Source organism: Glaciimonas immobilis (genome assembly GCF_011947285.1).
In the GTDB taxonomy this organism is placed as follows: domain Bacteria; phylum Pseudomonadota; class Gammaproteobacteria; order Burkholderiales; family Burkholderiaceae_D; genus Glaciimonas; species Glaciimonas immobilis.
Genome location: NZ_JAAOZT010000005.1, coordinates 18,428 through 33,128, shown reverse-complemented (window position 1 = coordinate 33,128; position 14,701 = coordinate 18,428). Strand labels below are relative to the sequence as shown.

14 protein-coding genes are annotated in these 14,701 nt (G+C 49.9%); 11 read left to right on the top strand and 3 right to left on the bottom strand.

Going from position 1 to position 14,701, the window contains the following annotated elements; genetic code table 11:
• Window positions 1–84 precede the first annotated feature (84 nt).
• Both HAV38_RS08705 and bla read left to right on the top strand, forming a co-directional pair.
• Window positions 85–1,335 carry a cystathionine gamma-synthase family protein gene (locus HAV38_RS08705; protein ID WP_168054487.1) on the top strand — a complete coding sequence of 417 codons (1,251 nt, stop codon included), beginning with the start codon at window positions 85–87 and terminating at the stop codon, window positions 1,333–1,335.
• A 360-nt stretch (window positions 1,336–1,695) separates the two neighbouring features.
• Complete coding sequence (gene bla, locus HAV38_RS08700; protein WP_168054485.1) at window positions 1,696–2,589, top strand: class A beta-lactamase; 894 nt, start codon at window positions 1,696–1,698, stop codon at window positions 2,587–2,589.
• Window positions 2,590–2,639: 50 nt separating this feature from the next.
• Here the strand turns inward: bla and HAV38_RS08695 are convergent, their stop codons facing one another.
• From HAV38_RS08695 to HAV38_RS08685, 3 genes are all read right to left on the bottom strand, one after another.
• A complete protein-coding gene (locus HAV38_RS08695) occupies window positions 2,640–3,221 on the bottom strand; it encodes an LOG family protein (protein WP_168054483.1) in 582 nt (193 codons plus the stop codon).
• A gap of 39 nt (window positions 3,222–3,260) precedes the next feature.
• On the bottom strand, window positions 3,261–3,962 hold the full coding sequence (locus HAV38_RS08690; protein WP_168054481.1) for a TetR/AcrR family transcriptional regulator: 702 nt from the start codon (window positions 3,960–3,962) through the stop codon (window positions 3,261–3,263).
• Window positions 3,963–4,386: 424 nt separating this feature from the next.
• Window positions 4,387–4,731, bottom strand: a complete 345-nt coding sequence (locus HAV38_RS08685) for a zinc ribbon domain-containing protein YjdM (protein WP_168054479.1) — start codon at window positions 4,729–4,731, stop codon at window positions 4,387–4,389.
• Between the two features lie 347 nt (window positions 4,732–5,078).
• On the opposite strand from HAV38_RS08685, the gene HAV38_RS08680 reads away from it, so the two are divergent.
• From HAV38_RS08680 to bamC, 9 genes are all read left to right on the top strand, one after another.
• Window positions 5,079–5,969 carry an alpha/beta fold hydrolase gene (locus HAV38_RS08680; RefSeq protein ID WP_168054477.1) on the top strand — a complete coding sequence of 297 codons (891 nt, stop codon included), beginning with the start codon at window positions 5,079–5,081 and terminating at the stop codon, window positions 5,967–5,969.
• Between the two features lie 245 nt (window positions 5,970–6,214).
• Entirely contained in the window at window positions 6,215–7,051 is an 837-nt protein-coding gene (locus HAV38_RS08675) for a 3',5'-nucleoside bisphosphate phosphatase (RefSeq protein WP_168054475.1), read from the top strand.
• A 515-nt stretch (window positions 7,052–7,566) separates the two neighbouring features.
• Window positions 7,567–8,451, top strand: a complete 885-nt coding sequence (gene htpX / locus HAV38_RS08670; RefSeq protein ID WP_168054473.1) for a protease HtpX — start codon at window positions 7,567–7,569, stop codon at window positions 8,449–8,451.
• Window positions 8,452–8,605: 154 nt separating this feature from the next.
• Entirely contained in the window at window positions 8,606–9,229 is a 624-nt protein-coding gene (locus HAV38_RS08665) for an L-threonylcarbamoyladenylate synthase (protein ID WP_168054471.1), read from the top strand.
• 185 nt (window positions 9,230–9,414) lie between these two features.
• Window positions 9,415–10,095 (top strand): site-2 protease family protein, encoded by a 681-nt coding sequence (locus HAV38_RS08660; protein WP_168054469.1) that lies wholly within the window; start codon window positions 9,415–9,417, stop codon window positions 10,093–10,095.
• A 112-nt stretch (window positions 10,096–10,207) separates the two neighbouring features.
• Window positions 10,208–11,410 (top strand): tryptophan--tRNA ligase, encoded by a 1,203-nt coding sequence (locus tag HAV38_RS08655; protein WP_168054467.1) that lies wholly within the window; start codon window positions 10,208–10,210, stop codon window positions 11,408–11,410.
• Window positions 11,411–11,502: 92 nt separating this feature from the next.
• The gene (locus HAV38_RS08650) at window positions 11,503–12,108 is read left to right on the top strand and encodes a class I SAM-dependent methyltransferase (RefSeq protein WP_311734907.1); all 606 of its coding nucleotides are present in this window, start codon (window positions 11,503–11,505) and stop codon (window positions 12,106–12,108) included.
• Between the two features lie 304 nt (window positions 12,109–12,412).
• Window positions 12,413–13,291, top strand: coding sequence for a 4-hydroxy-tetrahydrodipicolinate synthase (dapA, locus tag HAV38_RS08645; RefSeq protein ID WP_168054465.1), 879 nt, complete (start codon window positions 12,413–12,415; stop codon window positions 13,289–13,291).
• 58 nt (window positions 13,292–13,349) lie between these two features.
• Window positions 13,350–14,522, top strand: coding sequence for an outer membrane protein assembly factor BamC (bamC, locus tag HAV38_RS08640; protein ID WP_168054463.1), 1,173 nt, complete (start codon window positions 13,350–13,352; stop codon window positions 14,520–14,522).
• Window positions 14,523–14,701 lie beyond the last annotated feature (179 nt).

The window sequence follows — 14,701 nt, the reverse complement described above, 5'->3', positions numbered from 1 at the left end:
TTGACTAAGTTGGGCGTCCTTATTTTTAGAGAGCGCAAGTTCTCGCAAGTGCGGGCAAAGCATTTCCAGAAATGATGGCAAACCATGAGTATTGAGACAAAAAACAAATACGGATTCACCACCACGGTCGTTCACGGCGACCGCCAAAAAATCATTGAGCATGGCTCATTGCATAAGCCGGTGCATACGTCGGTAACGTACGGTTATCAGGATGCGCGACAGTTGGCAGAGGTTTTTCAGGGCCGTGCGCAAGGGTATCGCTATGGTCGGCAGGGCAATCCGACGGTAGCGGCGCTAGAAGATAAAGTCAATGTGATGGAAGGCGGCTCTGCAACTATTTGCTTTGCTACCGGTATGGCTGCGATTGGTGCCGTCGTGCAGGGTTTACTGCGTGCGGGCGATCATGTTGTATCGTCGGCATTCTTGTTTGGCAATACTGCCAGCGTCTGGCAAACTATTCAGGGCCAGGGCATTGGCGTTACGATGGTCGATGTTACCGATGTGGCGCAGGTAGAGGCCGCTTTGACTGCTAACACGCGTGTGGTATTTGTTGAAACTGTCGCTAATCCCCGCACTCAGATTGCAGATTTAAAGCGTATAGGCGCGTTGTGCACTTCACGTGGCATTTTGTTTGTTGTTGATAACACTATGACGTCGCCCTATTTGTTCCAGCCAAAGGCGGTCGGGGCTAGTCTCGTGATCAACTCATTGACCAAATCAATTGGCGGTCATGGCAACGCGTTGGGCGGTGCGTTGACTGATACTGGCATTTTTGAGTGGTCTCAATACCCAAATATACTCAATAGCTACAAAAAATTCCCACCCGTGCAGTGGGGCATGGCCCAGATTCGTGCAAAAAGCTTGCGGGACTTCGGTGCTGCGATTGGCCCGGAAGCAGCCCATCATATTGCGGTTGGCGCAGAAACCATGGCGCTCCGGATGGATCGTAGTAGCGCCAATGCTTTGGCAGTGGCGCAAATGCTGGAGGCTGATCCGCGGGTATCAGTCGTCCATTATCCCGGCCTGAAATCGCATCCGCAGCACGCTTTAGCATCTGAGTTATTTCGTTCGTTCGGCTATTTGTTGAGCTTTGAACTGCAGCCGGAGATAGATTGTTTCGACTATTTGAACCGGATGAAGCTCGGTATTTCAGCGACGCATCTGGGTGACAACAGGACGTTAGTTTTACCTGTGGCGCACACGATATTTTATGAAATGGGCCAGGAAGCCCGTGCCCGCATGGGGATTTCAGAGTCGTTGATTCGCGTATCGATTGGTATTGAGGATACCGTTGATCTAGTGGCAGATTTCAAGCAGGCGTTGGACGTGCAATAGTGCTAGTGCTGGGTATTTTGTGACAAATTTCATGGTCATAAATCCGATATCAAGTAATGGGCACGTATTAATGCAGTGAATTGTCATGATAATTATCACTGATGAGTGACGAGAGGGAACTCTTGTAAAGAGCAACCATCAAACAAGCCACGAGACCCTCCCGGTATCCTGGCTTTTTTTTATTTTTTTGAGTGGATAGTGGTGTTAAAGGAGTACTGCATGTAACGACAAAACGTGCTTTTATGCGTCGTTCTTTTGCACAGTTCCTCCGCACCAGTCGCATTCATCACGCCTGTCGTATCCGTTTCATCGTATCCGTTTTGCCCATCATGCCCAACCTGCTCATCGCACCTGCTATCAATGAAATTAATAGGAAATCGCAGAAATTTTCTGCTTGCAACCGCCGCAATTATTTCTGCACCCGTGGCGTTGGCGAGTAGCGCCACCAGACCACCCACATTGAGCGCAAAGAATAAAATCGAAAAAATCGAGAGGGATTTTGACGGCCGACTTGGCGTATCTGTACGGGATACCGCCACTGGCCGACAGCTCGGTCATCGCGCAGATGAGCGCTTTCCATTCTGCAGCACTTTCAAGGTCATCGCAGCGTCTGCGATTTTGACCAAAAGCGTGCAGGTACCAGGATTAATGGAGCGGGTGATCAGGTTCAGGCAGAGCGATCTGGTTACTTACTCACCGGTCACCGAGAAGCACGTTGACACCGGTATGACCGTTGCCGATCTCTGTGCTGCGGGCATACAATACAGCGACAACACGGCGGCAAACCTGATGATCAAACTGATCGGTGGTCCAGCCGCTGTATCCGCTTATGCCCGCACTATCGGTGATACAGCATTTCGCCTTGATCGCTGGGAAACGGCTCTCAATACCGCTATTCCAGGTGATTTACGGGACACTTCGACGCCATTTGCTATGTGTCAGAGTCTCAACCGTCTATTGCTAGGTGACGCCATGTCATTCGCGCACCGGGAGCAACTGCGGAGCTGGTTGTCAGGAAACACGACCGGCGCACAAAGGATCAAGGCGGGCATCCCGGGCGACTGGCTGATCGGGGACAAAACCGGTAGCGGTGATTACGGCACAGCCAATGATTTGGCCGTATTGTGGCCACCTAAACGTGCACCGGTTATTGTCGCAATTTACACTACCCAACATGCCAAGGAGATTGCTTCTCGTAGCGATATTATCGCCTCTGCTACGCGAGTGGTAGTGGAGTGGCTTGGTGAGCGCTGAAGCTTGACGATGGTGATGCACGATCAGCGTCTCGGCAATGTAAACGCAGCTTAAATAGTCGTACGATCTAGCCATTTAGTCACGGGGTGCGGCACAAACGCTTTGAAATGTGTCAGCAAGGTCGGAGCATCTGGCGCATCGATTAGCAGTTCCGCTTGTTCCGCTTTCAAAAACCGTTGCGACACCATATGTGCAATAAAATGGACGAGACCATCGTAAAAGCCGTTAACATTTAATAGCCCAATTGGCTTCTGATGAAACCCCAATTGTGCCCATGTAAATACCTCGAATAATTCTTCCAGGGTGCCCACGCCACCGGGCATGGCGATAAAGCCATCGGATAGCTCCGCCATCGTCGCTTTACGCTCATGCATATCTTTGACGATATGGAGTTTGGTCAGGCCTTTATGGCCCAGCTCTTTTTCCATCAATGCCGTCGGGATGACGCCGGTGGCGACGCCGCCTAAGCGCATTACCTCGTCCGCAATAATTCCCATCAGTCCGACATTGCCACCGCCATACACCAGCGCAATATTATCGTTGACCATGTGCTGCGCCAATAACCGAGCGGCTTCGGCGTACGCTGGTGACGACCCGGGTGATGAGCCGCAATAGATGCAAAGTGATTTCATGCGCTTTTAGAGTTAAGTATTTTTTGGGGTTAACATTAGTTACAGCGGTGCAGTTTTCGGAACAGGAAAGACGTTATCACCATTCTTTTTTAAGTATTTGATAGTGAGTTCTTCAAAGTGTTTGAGTGTTTCGCCACGTAGATACGGCTGCATTAGTGAAAGAACCTGATAGCAGCCGCTGTTAAGTGCTTTTTCAACCAATGCTTCCTCGGTATATTTACGTGGATTCAATACATATTGATACGATAGCCAGTAGCTTGCCGTAACCACCATATTCGTTGAAAGAGTCTCGATTTCGAACGGGGTGACGGCCAGGGTTTTATCCGCGTGTAAGCCGACACACATTTCCTTAACGACGTTGATCTTATGACCGAATATTTTTTTAAAGTGTAGTTCCAGAATTCGGTTACGTGACAGCAGATCGCTTAAATCCCGATAAAAGAAGCGATAGCGCCAGATCAGTTCAAACATCAGGTGCAGGTAACTCCAGACGTTGTACATCGACGGTTTGCTTCCGGGAGGAACTGTCAGCATGCGACTCATTTCTTCCTCAAAGGTAGCAAAGATCGAGTTGACAATGTCATCTTTATTGCGAAAGTGGTAATACAAATTACCCGGCGAAATTTTCATCTCGTCGGCAATGATGGTGGTAGTGATATTCGGCTCGCCGAATTCATTGAAAAGCCGCAATGACAGGTCCAGAATTTTCTCGCGCGTACGACGTGGCACCTTTTGATCCATGACTATCTTTCCGAAAATTTCAGTGCAGCTGGTTGACGGAGACTGGATGTCGCATCATTGTTAATTTTGTTGTTAAAGATTGTATCTTGTTTCTAAGGGACTATTGCATACAAACTACATTCACACGGGGATATGCGAATTTATTTTCTTTTTATCTAGCTTGGGGCGAATTTTTGCTCAGATAGAGGCGAGATGATGGGGGAGTGCGGTAGTGAGTGCTGTGGTGAGTGGTGTGGCGAGCCCTGTGGGTGCAGTTCGATCAAATGCAATCGCGCCTGCCAAATAATGAGCGATAGGCGGGGAGCACATTAATCCAGTTATTCCGATAAACAAGGCGACTCTCCGGCCTGCAGAACCGGCTGACGCATGGCCGTATCGTTTCAACTCTGCTACCGCCAGGCTTACTGCAATAAACCATAGCATCTCAAACTTTTTTAACGAACTCCGATTTTAAACTCATCGCGCCAAATCCATCAATCTTGCAATCAATGTCGTGATCGCTGTCTACCAGCCGGATATTTTTAACTTTGGTCCCCATTTTAAGCGTTCCGCCCGAACCTTTTAATTTCAAATCCTTGATCAGGCTGACCGTATCGCCGTCCTGTAAAATATTTCCTGCGGAGTCGCGATACACTTTGGTCGTGTCGTCAGCCGACTCGGCATTGGCGTGGGCTTGCCATTCGTGTCCACACTCGGGACACAGATACAGGATGCCATCTTCGTAGGTAAATTCCGAGTTGCATTTTGGGCATGCTGGTAAAGTGATCATTAAGATTCCTGTGCGGATAGGGCTAGAGCCATAAAAAAGTGTCATAGTATATCGCCTACTAGAGGCACAAGGCCCAGCTGTCTGGGAGGTTTGCCGGGTTGTTTGGACTCGAAGAAAGCTAAAAATCGTCCTGCGGCTTATTCGCTATAAAATAAAGCTTACTGCGCAGAACGCTCTTAAAAACTCTTATCATGCAAAACAAAGCCATAACCTGAGCACTGCAAGAGGCAGACTTTCATGCTGCCTCTGGAGGGTAAAATCGGGCCATTTGCCTGGAGCGTTCCTCGTTTGATATCGACCAGTTTCCTTCTTAATACTTACCCCCTTTTCTTGATACTTTAGGCGCTATGAAACCTTCTCAATCCGATTTTATCCACGTTCGCGGGCTGCGTTATCACATCCGCCGATGGGGTTCGCCAGATGCGCCGCTGCTGGTCATGTTGCATGGTTGGATGGATGTTTCAGCGTCGTTTCAGTTTGTCGTGGATGAACTGGCGCAGGATTGGCAAATCATCGCGCCCGACTGGCGCGGCTTTGGTCTCACGCAACGCAGTCCGGCGGAGGTTTACTGGTTTCCGGATTATCTGGCAGATCTGGACGTTATCTTGCAGCACTATGCGGAGGATAAGCGGGTCAATTTACTGGGTCACAGTATGGGTGGTTATGTCGCTGGGTTATACGCTGGCATCAGGCCAGAGCGGATTAGGAAGTTAGTTAATCTGGAGGGTTTCGGTCCCCCCGTCACGCAGCCGGAGCAGGCGCCGGGGCGCTACACAAAATGGCTCAATGAGTTGCGCTTAGCCCCAGTAATGCATGCTTACCCGACGCAGGCCGCGGTCGCGAATCGTTTAAAGAAGAATAATCCGCGGCTGACCAGTGAGCGGGCTAATTTTTTAGTGCAGTATTGGGCCTCTGAAAGTAGTCCGGAATGTTGGGAGGTTCTGGGCGATCCAGCCCATAAACGTGTCAATCCGGTATTGCCTAAAGTTGAAGAGATGTTAGCTTGCTGGCGGCAAATAACAGCCCCCGTGCTGTGTGTCGAAGCGTCTGAAACCAATATCTGGCAATGGATGGGCAGTATTGAGGCGATGCGCAGCGAGATCGATCGGCGTGTTGCCAATATTAAAGATGCGCGGCTAGTGACAATCGCATCGGCGGGTCACATGCTGCATCATGATCAGCCACGGTTACTGGCACGCACTATCGAGGATTTCTTGAGCGAGCACTTGGCGGCGTGATTTGCTATCAGCTACCCCGACTATAGCCGATCTTGGGGGCGCGACCAGCGGTGACCAATAAACGGTAACAATACGGTAATAACCTGGCGCAAGCACGGTAAGAGCATGGCAATGTTGGCTCGGCATGGGTGCCATGTACCGCATGACAACGATGTCGCAGCAGATGCGCCTATGCGTACGCCTAACAGAATATAGGTATCGGGCGTACAATCTAAGCTTGATATCTATCTCTGAATAGCTTTTAAATGTTGAATGTAGACCTCCATTGCCACTCGAACGTTTCCGACGGAATTTTAACGCCAGCGGAAGTCGCTGCACGCGCCAAAGCGAACGGTGTTGACGTGTGGGCATTAACTGATCACGATGAAATCGGCGGTGTACCTGAAGCGCGCGCCGCTGCGCGTGAACTCGGAATGTATTACGTTCCTGCGGTTGAAATTTCAGTTACCTGGGCCAGGCATACTATCCACATAGTTGGTCTGAAGATTGACGAAACCAGTCAGGATTTGATACAGGGCTTAGCGGCAACCCGCGGTGGACGCGAGCGTCGCGCGCGTGACATGGCTGCCCAATTGGCTGCAATCGGAATTCCCGACGCTTTCGAAGGCGCGCTCCGACACGTGGGTAACCCCGATCTGATTTCACGCACCCACTTTGCTCGCTATCTGGTAGATATCGGACGCTGCGCGAACACGCATGAAGTGTTCAGGAATTACTTAACAGAAGGCAAGCCAGGATATGTGCCGCATCGCTGGGCCAGTCTGACCGAGGCGGTCGGCTGGATACGCGGTGCCGGTGGAATTGCGGTAGTCGCCCACCCTGGCCGCTATCATCTGAACGAGGTTGCCTTGGGCGCTTTTTTTGATGAGTTCAAACAGCTTGGTGGAACCGCAATTGAGGTGAATACTGGTAGCCATTCGCCAGATCAATATGTTGAGTACGCTAAATTGGCCGCTACCTATGGTTTTTTGGCTTCATGTGGATCCGATTTTCACAGCCCCGATGAGTCCCGGATTGATCTCGGTGCATTGCCGCCGTTGCCCGATAATGTGGTGCCGGTCTGGCACGACTGGGCACTATAACTATAGAACATACAGATTTCAACCGTTGATAGTTATGCGCTGGTTAAAAGTGGTCTTTGGTACTGGACTGCTCAGCGATAATCTCGTCCTTTGCTTATTTACAAACTGATTCTTGATGTTGGCTTCTGCAGATCGCTCTCCCGATAGGGCGTCTGCAGAGTTTTCCTGCCCAATGTGATTCGAGCGTTTTATAAGTTTTCGATGAAATTAAAAGGCCTCGCTATTTGAGTGATGCGCCCCAACAGAGAGGCGGCTATGGGGGAGAACGTTATCGAAAATTCCCGGTCAAAGCGTCGCCCTTGAAATTTGCCAAATTGGGCGCATTTAAATAATTAATTACCAGTAATATTGTCTGGCCTGAAAAAGGCGGGCCGTCTCAATTAGACGCGATTTGAAATATAAAGTAGACCTTCGGTGGCCTGCCGAAAGTAATTCATCTTGTCAGTCAAATCGTGTTGAAAGCCGTTATTTTGCTGGACTGTACAGTTTTACCAATCATTAAAGGAGTTCCGCGCATGAAACGCATTATCCTGTTCCTCGCCACAAATATTGCCGTAATGCTGGTGTTGAGCGTCGTCCTGTCAGTGCTGGGCGTGGACCGTTTTTTGACACGCAGCGGATTAGATATCCCTAAATTGATGGTGTTCTCACTCATTGTGGGTTTTGCCGGATCGATTTTTTCGCTATTGATTAGTAAATGGATGGCAAAGCGCTCAACTGGTGCGCATGTAATAGTGACGCCGTCCAACTCAACCGAAGTCTGGTTGCTTGATACAGTAAGTAAATTGGCCCAGCGGGCGGGCATCGGCATGCCTGAAGTAGCGGTATTTCAAGGGGAACCGAACGCCTTTGCCACCGGCGCTTTCAAAAATTCAGCATTAGTAGCGGTATCGACGGGCTTACTTGAAAGTATGACCAAGGAAGAAGTCGAGGCCGTCCTCGGCCATGAAATCGCGCATATTGCGAACGGCGATATGGTAACGATGACGCTTATTCAAGGCGTACTCAACACTTTCGTCGTATTTTTGTCCCGTGTAATTGGGTACGCGGTTGATCGGGCCATATCTCGCAACAACAATGATGGTCCCGGGATAGGGTACATGGTCAGTGTGCTGGTGACACAAGTCGTACTGGGTATAGGCGCATCTATCATCGTTGCCTGGTTTTCTCGCCACCGGGAATTTCGTGCCGATGCAGGTGCCGCAAAATTGATGGGCAGCAGTATCCCGATGCAACGCGCATTAGCGCGCTTGGGCGGCGGTCAGGCAGCCTCGTTGCCAGAGTCGATGGCGGCGATGGGGATCAACGATAAACCTGGATTTATGGCGCTATTTTCGAGCCATCCACCCATTGAGCAACGTATTGCTGCGTTACGCAATCCTCACGTTACAGCGCTGTAGAGCTTTGAGGCGGCGATACCGTTTTTATGTGAGTTTAAGCGGCATAAAGCACCGTATCATGTCTGCCAGTTAGATCGCATTCGGCGTTTTAGAGTCCTTTCGGGCGGCGGTAGTCTGCGACTATCGCCGTTTTTATTTAAAGTCAGTGAGAGTTATGAGCCAGTTTTTTCACATTCATCCAGATAATCCGCAACTACGACTGATTAAACAAGCCGTCCAGATCATTCAGTCTGGCGGTATCGTTGCGTTGCCCACGGACTGCTGTTATGCGCTGGTCTGCCAGCTGGATAATAAAGTTGCAGTCGAACGGCTGCGCAAAATCCGCGGCGTGGACGATAAGCATCATCTGACGTTGCTATGTAAAGACCTCAGTGAAATTTCTGAATATGCCAAGATAGATAACCGTCAATTTCGATTGCTGAAAAGCGGCACGCCTGGACCATACACGTTTATTTTGGGAGCGTCCAAAGAAGTGCCGCGCCGCCTAAGCCATCCATCGCGTAAGACCATAGGCTTGCGCGTGCCCGAGAGTGTTGTAGTGCAGGCTTTGCTGGAAGAGTTAGGCCAGCCCCTGATCGGTACGACGCTCATTTTGCCCGGTAACGGATTGCCATTAACCGAGGCCGAAGAGATCCGTGATCAACTGGAAAAACAAGTTGAGCTCGTCATAGACAGCGGTGCCTGTAGCCTTGATCCAACCACCGTCATCGACCTGACTACAGATGAGCCCACTTTAATTCGTGAAGGCCGCGGCGATATCAAGGTATTTGGTTTATAGTCATGTCAAAAAACAACTAGTCTGGCTTACTTGTCTGACAGGCGCAGGTTGTTTGCAGGTTATGCACCTTTCATGCGCCTTGCAGGCGCCGGTCAGGCCTATTTTTTGTCTCGTATAAATGACTTTAAGCCGTCATTTGTTCCCAATGTGCGGGGCAGAAATGCCCCTCTGTTAAAATCCCGCCAATGAACGAACTAATTCAAACTATTGCAGTATTAGCGTTGCCGATGCTTTTCGCCATTACGCTGCACGAAGCCGCACATGCTTATGCTGCCAAGTATTTCGGTGATTCAACAGCCTATATGCTAGGCCGTATGAGTCTAAATCCGGTCAAACACATCGATCCTTTCGGCACTGTGCTGATTCCGTTATTGATGTATTTTTCTACCGGAGGCGCATTTTTGTTCGGATATGCGAAACCGGTCCCGGTCAATTTTGGCGGATTGCGCAAGCCTAAACGCGATATGGCCTGGGTCGCCTTAGCGGGGCCTGCCGCAAATTTAGTGATGGCACTCGGCTGGATGCTGTTGCTGATTGGACTGGCAGCTTATGGCGCAAACCAGAAGGATTTTTTCTTCATGATGGCGCTCGCCGGTATCCGCATCAACTTTGTGCTTTTTGCGTTAAATCTGTTTCCTCTGCCGCCTCTAGATGGCGGTAGGATCCTGTTTAGTTTGTTGCCCCACAAGTACGCATTTCAGCTTGCCAAAATTGAACCCTATGGATTCTTTATTGTCCTGGCGTTATTACTCATCAAGACCGGCGGCGAGCCTGTGCTATACAAATTATGGATAACGCCGTTGATAGATATCGCACAGAATGTTTTACAATGGATCGTTACACCTTTACTGATGCTGCTGCGGTGATGCTGCGGTAAAGTTTAATTGACGCCGAATTGACGGCCCTAAAGCCGAAGAAACGCTGAAGTAACGCGTCTGATGCCCCTTTATTTTGCACCTTTGACTTCTCACATTCACTATGTATCCTGATCGCGTTGTTTCTGGCATGCGTCCAACCGGCGCTTTGCATCTGGGCCATTATCACGGCGCTTTAAAAAACTGGGTTCGGTTGCAATCCGAGTTGCCTTGCCTGTTTTTTGTCGCTGACTGGCACGCGTTAACGACACATTACGACGATCCTGGTCAGATCGAAACCAGCACTTGGGATATGTTGATTGACTGGCTGGCCGCCGGAGTCGATCCTTCGCAGTCCACCTTATTTATTCAATCAAAAGTGCCAGAACATGCAGAGCTGCATTTATTGCTCTCTATGGCGACACCGCTTGGGTGGCTTGAGCGGGTGCCGACTTATAAAGACCAGCAAGAGAAGCTAGCCGATCGCGATCTCGCGACTTACGGTTTCCTCGGTTACCCGCTATTACAAGCTGCCGATGTGCTGATTTATCGCGCCACGCAGGTGCCGGTCGGTGACGATCAAGTGCCGCATATTGAAATGATGCGCGAGATTGCGCGCCGCTTCAATCACCTTTATGGCAAAGAGAAAGGCTTTGAAGAAAAAGCGCAGGACGCCGTCAAAAAATTAGGCAGCAAGCGCGCCAAGTTGTATAACGAGTTGCGCGTCGATTTCCAGCAAAAGGGAAGCGCAGAGGCGCTCGAGCAAGCCAAGGCGATGCTGGACGACGCACAGAATCTTTCCATGATCGATCGAGAGCGTTTGTTTGGATTTCTTGAGGGAAGCCGAAAATTAATTCTTTCCGAACCTCAGGCATTGTTAACAGATGCTTCACGCCTGCCTGGTCTTGATGGTCAAAAGATGTCAAAAAGCTATGGAAATGCTATCGCTTTACGCGATGACAAAGACGTCGTTACCAAGAAGGTACGGACCATGCAAACCGATCCTGCTCGCGCACGGCGGACCGACCCTGGCGAGCCTGCCAAATGTCCTGTATGGCAATTCCATGTTGTGTATTCCGATGCGGTGACGCAAGAATGGGTAACAAAAGGGTGTCGTTCAGCTGGCATCGGTTGTCTGGAGTGCAAGCAGCCCGTCATTGACGCCATTATTCGCGAACAAGAACCGATGCATGAGCGCGCGCAGCAGTATCTGGACGATCCGTCGCTGGTGCGCGCTATTGTTGCCGATGGTGCCGATCACGCCCGCAAGTTGGCGCAGGACACGATGCGTGATGTACGCGAGGCAATGGGTCTGAGTTACGGCTGATCCCATGAGTCTGCGCCATGCAAACGCCGGCAAACCACGCAACAATAGTTAAATCATAGTGGGTTTTGATTCAAAATAAGGAATATCTTCAGGTGATCATTACGCCCGATGTTGTTGCCCGGCCCTCTATATCGCCGGACTTGCCTGTATCAAGCTGGATCCGACGATTTGCGAAGGCAATCCCGGCGGGGCCGGTATTGGATCTGGCGTGCGGGGAGGGACGTCACAGCTTTTATTTGGCAGCAATGGGCAAGACGATACTGGCAGTCGATCGCAATGCTGACATGCTGGCTCGCATCGCCGCCAAAGAAATCGCGACACGCCAAATTGATTTGGAGGCAGGGGATACGGCAAGGTTGGCAGAATTGCTCAAGCCGCTCAGTTTCGCCGGAATAGTGGTTACCAATTATCTGCATCGCCCCTTGGTACCACTGATGCTCAATAGCATAGCCGACCAAGGGGTTTTGCTTTATGAGACGTTTGCCGAAGGCAATCAACAATTTGGCAGGCCGAGCAACCCCGATTTTCTACTTAATTCTGGTGAGCTATTGCAGTGGTTAATCGCCGATGCCGGGCAAACCTGGCAGGTCCTAGCGTATGAAGAAGGTTATGTGGAAACACCAAAGCCTGCGATGATACAGCGGATTTTTGCAAAAAAAGGAACTGGCACCGCTTTTGCCGGTCTACAACTCGAATGAATTGTTTGGCTATCGGGGCTATCGGAACCGCCTACCTCGGAAATTTATTGGGATCGATTAAAACGCGTGATTAATGAAGTCATTGAGACGCATTGAAAATCCGAGGTCGCTTGACATCATACGGCGGTTTGTGGGGCAAGTTTATGCCGCAATAGCGCTAATCTTCTGCACTGTATATTGGCCTGCGCGAGCTGCTGGCTTCTGTAAATTAATATGTTTTTTAATCTGATTAGCGAGTGGAATTTCCCCATAGTCGCGGCGATCCGCTACAATCAGGTTTTTATCTCTTCAGTACTGACCTATCATGATCCAAGGTAGCATCGTTGCAATCGTTACTCCTATGCATTCGGACGGCAGCTTAGATTTGCCGAGTCTTCGCAAGCTTATTGACTGGCACGTCGCTGAGGGCACTGACGCGATTGTGATCGTCGGTACTTCAGGCGAATCGCCGACAGTGTCCGTTGCCGAGCATTGTGAGTTGATCAAGGTCGCGGTTGATCACGCCGCAAAACGCATCCCTATCATTGCTGGCACGGGTGGCAACTCGACAACTGAAGCAATTAGTTTAACCCGCTATGCGAAAGAAGTCGGGGCGGATGCATCGCTGCAAGTTGTCCCTTATTACAATAAGCCGACGCAAGAAGGCATGTACCAGCATTTCAGCAAGATTGCTGAGTCCGTCGATTTGCCTGTCATTTTGTACAACGTTCCGGGCCGGACCGTTGCGGACATGAGCAACGAGACCATTGTGCGTTTGGCGCAAATACCCGGCATCATTGGTGTCAAGGATGCGACGGGCAATATAGGCCGGGTTACCGATCTGTTACGTTCAGTTCCAGACGATTTTGCCGTTTATTCGGGTGATGATGCTACTGCAATGGCACTAATGTTCTGCGGCGGAAGCGGCAATATTTCCGTCACCGCAAATATCGCCCCGCGCGACATGCATCTCCTTTGCATGGCTGCGATCAAAGGCGACGTAGCGGAAGCTGTCAGAATAAATAATAAATTGTTGCCGTTGCATATTCAATTATTTATCGAACCAAATCCAGTAGCTGCTAAATGGGCGTTGTGCGAAATGGGTATGATGCCTCCGGGTATCCGTTTGCCGCTGGTGCCGTTATCGTCGGAATGCCATGCCACTGTCAGGGCAGCCCTGCACGAATCGGGTGTATTAAAATAAGCTACGCTAACAGGCGTTTTCTCTAGAATTTTTCTCGTTCCATTCATTCTGTATTCACATGACTATTCGCAAGAACTTTCCTTCGGCATCACGTAGTGTTATTCAACGTAATCTTGTTTTCATGCTGGCGCTGACCAGCTTGGCAGGTTGCAGCTCCGTTACCTCGTTTATGGAGCCAGATCGTATTGACTATAAAAGTGCGGACAAGGTCAAGACGCCAAAACTTGATATTCCGCCGGACTTGACACAACTGCAACGTGAAAATCGTTACGCTATACCCGATTCCAATCAAGGCACCGCAACCGCGTCTGGCTACAATCTTCAGCAAGGCCTTAAACCTGCAGCGGACGCCGCGGTTATAGCGCCAAACGGCGCTCCGGACATGCGCATCGAACGCGACGGTTCGCAACGCTGGTTAGTGATTCAATCAACGCCTGAAAAGCTGTGGCCAAAGATCAAAGACTTTTGGCAAGATTCTGGTTTCCTGATCAATACTGAAAATCCTGAAACCGGTGTAATGGAAACCGATTGGGCTGAAAATCGCGCAAAGATACCCCAGGATTTTTTGCGTAATACATTGGGTAAAGTGTTTGACTCGATTTACTCTACGGGCGAGCGCGATAAGTTCCGTACGCGTCTTGAGCGCGGACCAAACGGCACGACTGAAGTGTATATAAGCCATCGTGGCGCAGAAGAGGTCCTCACTGGCTCCTCGAAAGAAACCAGCATATGGACTGCTCGCCCGGAAGATCCGCAATTAGAAGCCGAGTTCTTGTCACGCTTGATGTTACGTTTAGGCGCTGATCAAGTGAAAGCAAAAGCTGCAGTCGCTACCGCTCCGTCGTTGCAGGCGCGCTCTAAGATTGTTTCGGGACCAGCGGGCAGCAGCTACGTTCTCGTAGATGAAAGCGTTGATCGTGCGTGGCGCCGGGTTGGTTTGGCGCTGGATCGCGTTGGTTTTACCGTAGAAGATCGGGATCGTACCCAAGGCGTGTATTTTGTTCGATATGTAGATCAGAGCGAAGATATTAAGGACAAGAAACCTACCGGTTTCCTCTCCAAAATGTTCTCTAGCACCAAAAAAGAAGATAAAACTGCCGCGCGTTATCGCGTAGCGGTCAAAGCAGACGGTGCAGCGAGTCAAGTAGCGATCCAAAACAATGCGGGTCAGCCCGAGACTTCGCCCGTCGGCGGCAGGATACTTTCTTTGTTAAATGAGCAACTTAAGTAATTGTAATGTTGACCGTTGTTTGATGATTATTAATTGATGATCATTACTTGATGACTAATAATTAATGATTAGTCAAAATTAAATATCTTCGTTAATCCCTTAGTAGTCATTTGGTTATGAGCGTAAGTAACCAGTGACCACTTTGTTTTAAGCAGAGGCGACTGCAACAAAGGATTACA

What these genes read in the sequence shown, in the direction of transcription:
- HAV38_RS08705 (WP_168054487.1), top strand. Translation starts at nt 85, where the DNA reads ATGAGTATTGAGACAAAAAACAAATACGGATTCACCACCACGGTCGTT.
- HAV38_RS08680 (WP_168054477.1), top strand. Translation starts at nt 5,079, where the DNA reads ATGAAACCTTCTCAATCCGATTTTATCCACGTTCGCGGGCTGCGTTAT.
- HAV38_RS08675 (WP_168054475.1), top strand. Translation starts at nt 6,215, where the DNA reads ATGTTGAATGTAGACCTCCATTGCCACTCGAACGTTTCCGACGGAATT.
- HAV38_RS08685 (WP_168054479.1), bottom strand. Translation starts at nt 4,731, where the DNA reads ATGATCACTTTACCAGCATGCCCAAAATGCAACTCGGAATTTACCTAC.
- HAV38_RS08655 (WP_168054467.1), top strand. Translation starts at nt 10,208, where the DNA reads ATGTATCCTGATCGCGTTGTTTCTGGCATGCGTCCAACCGGCGCTTTG.
- bla (WP_168054485.1), top strand. Translation starts at nt 1,696, where the DNA reads ATGAAATTAATAGGAAATCGCAGAAATTTTCTGCTTGCAACCGCCGCA.
- htpX (WP_168054473.1), top strand. Translation starts at nt 7,567, where the DNA reads ATGAAACGCATTATCCTGTTCCTCGCCACAAATATTGCCGTAATGCTG.
- HAV38_RS08695 (WP_168054483.1), bottom strand. Translation starts at nt 3,221, where the DNA reads ATGAAATCACTTTGCATCTATTGCGGCTCATCACCCGGGTCGTCACCA.
- HAV38_RS08665 (WP_168054471.1), top strand. Translation starts at nt 8,606, where the DNA reads ATGAGCCAGTTTTTTCACATTCATCCAGATAATCCGCAACTACGACTG.
- dapA (WP_168054465.1), top strand. Translation starts at nt 12,413, where the DNA reads ATGATCCAAGGTAGCATCGTTGCAATCGTTACTCCTATGCATTCGGAC.
- bamC (WP_168054463.1), top strand. Translation starts at nt 13,350, where the DNA reads ATGACTATTCGCAAGAACTTTCCTTCGGCATCACGTAGTGTTATTCAA.
- HAV38_RS08660 (WP_168054469.1), top strand. Translation starts at nt 9,415, where the DNA reads ATGAACGAACTAATTCAAACTATTGCAGTATTAGCGTTGCCGATGCTT.
- HAV38_RS08690 (WP_168054481.1), bottom strand. Translation starts at nt 3,962, where the DNA reads ATGGATCAAAAGGTGCCACGTCGTACGCGCGAGAAAATTCTGGACCTG.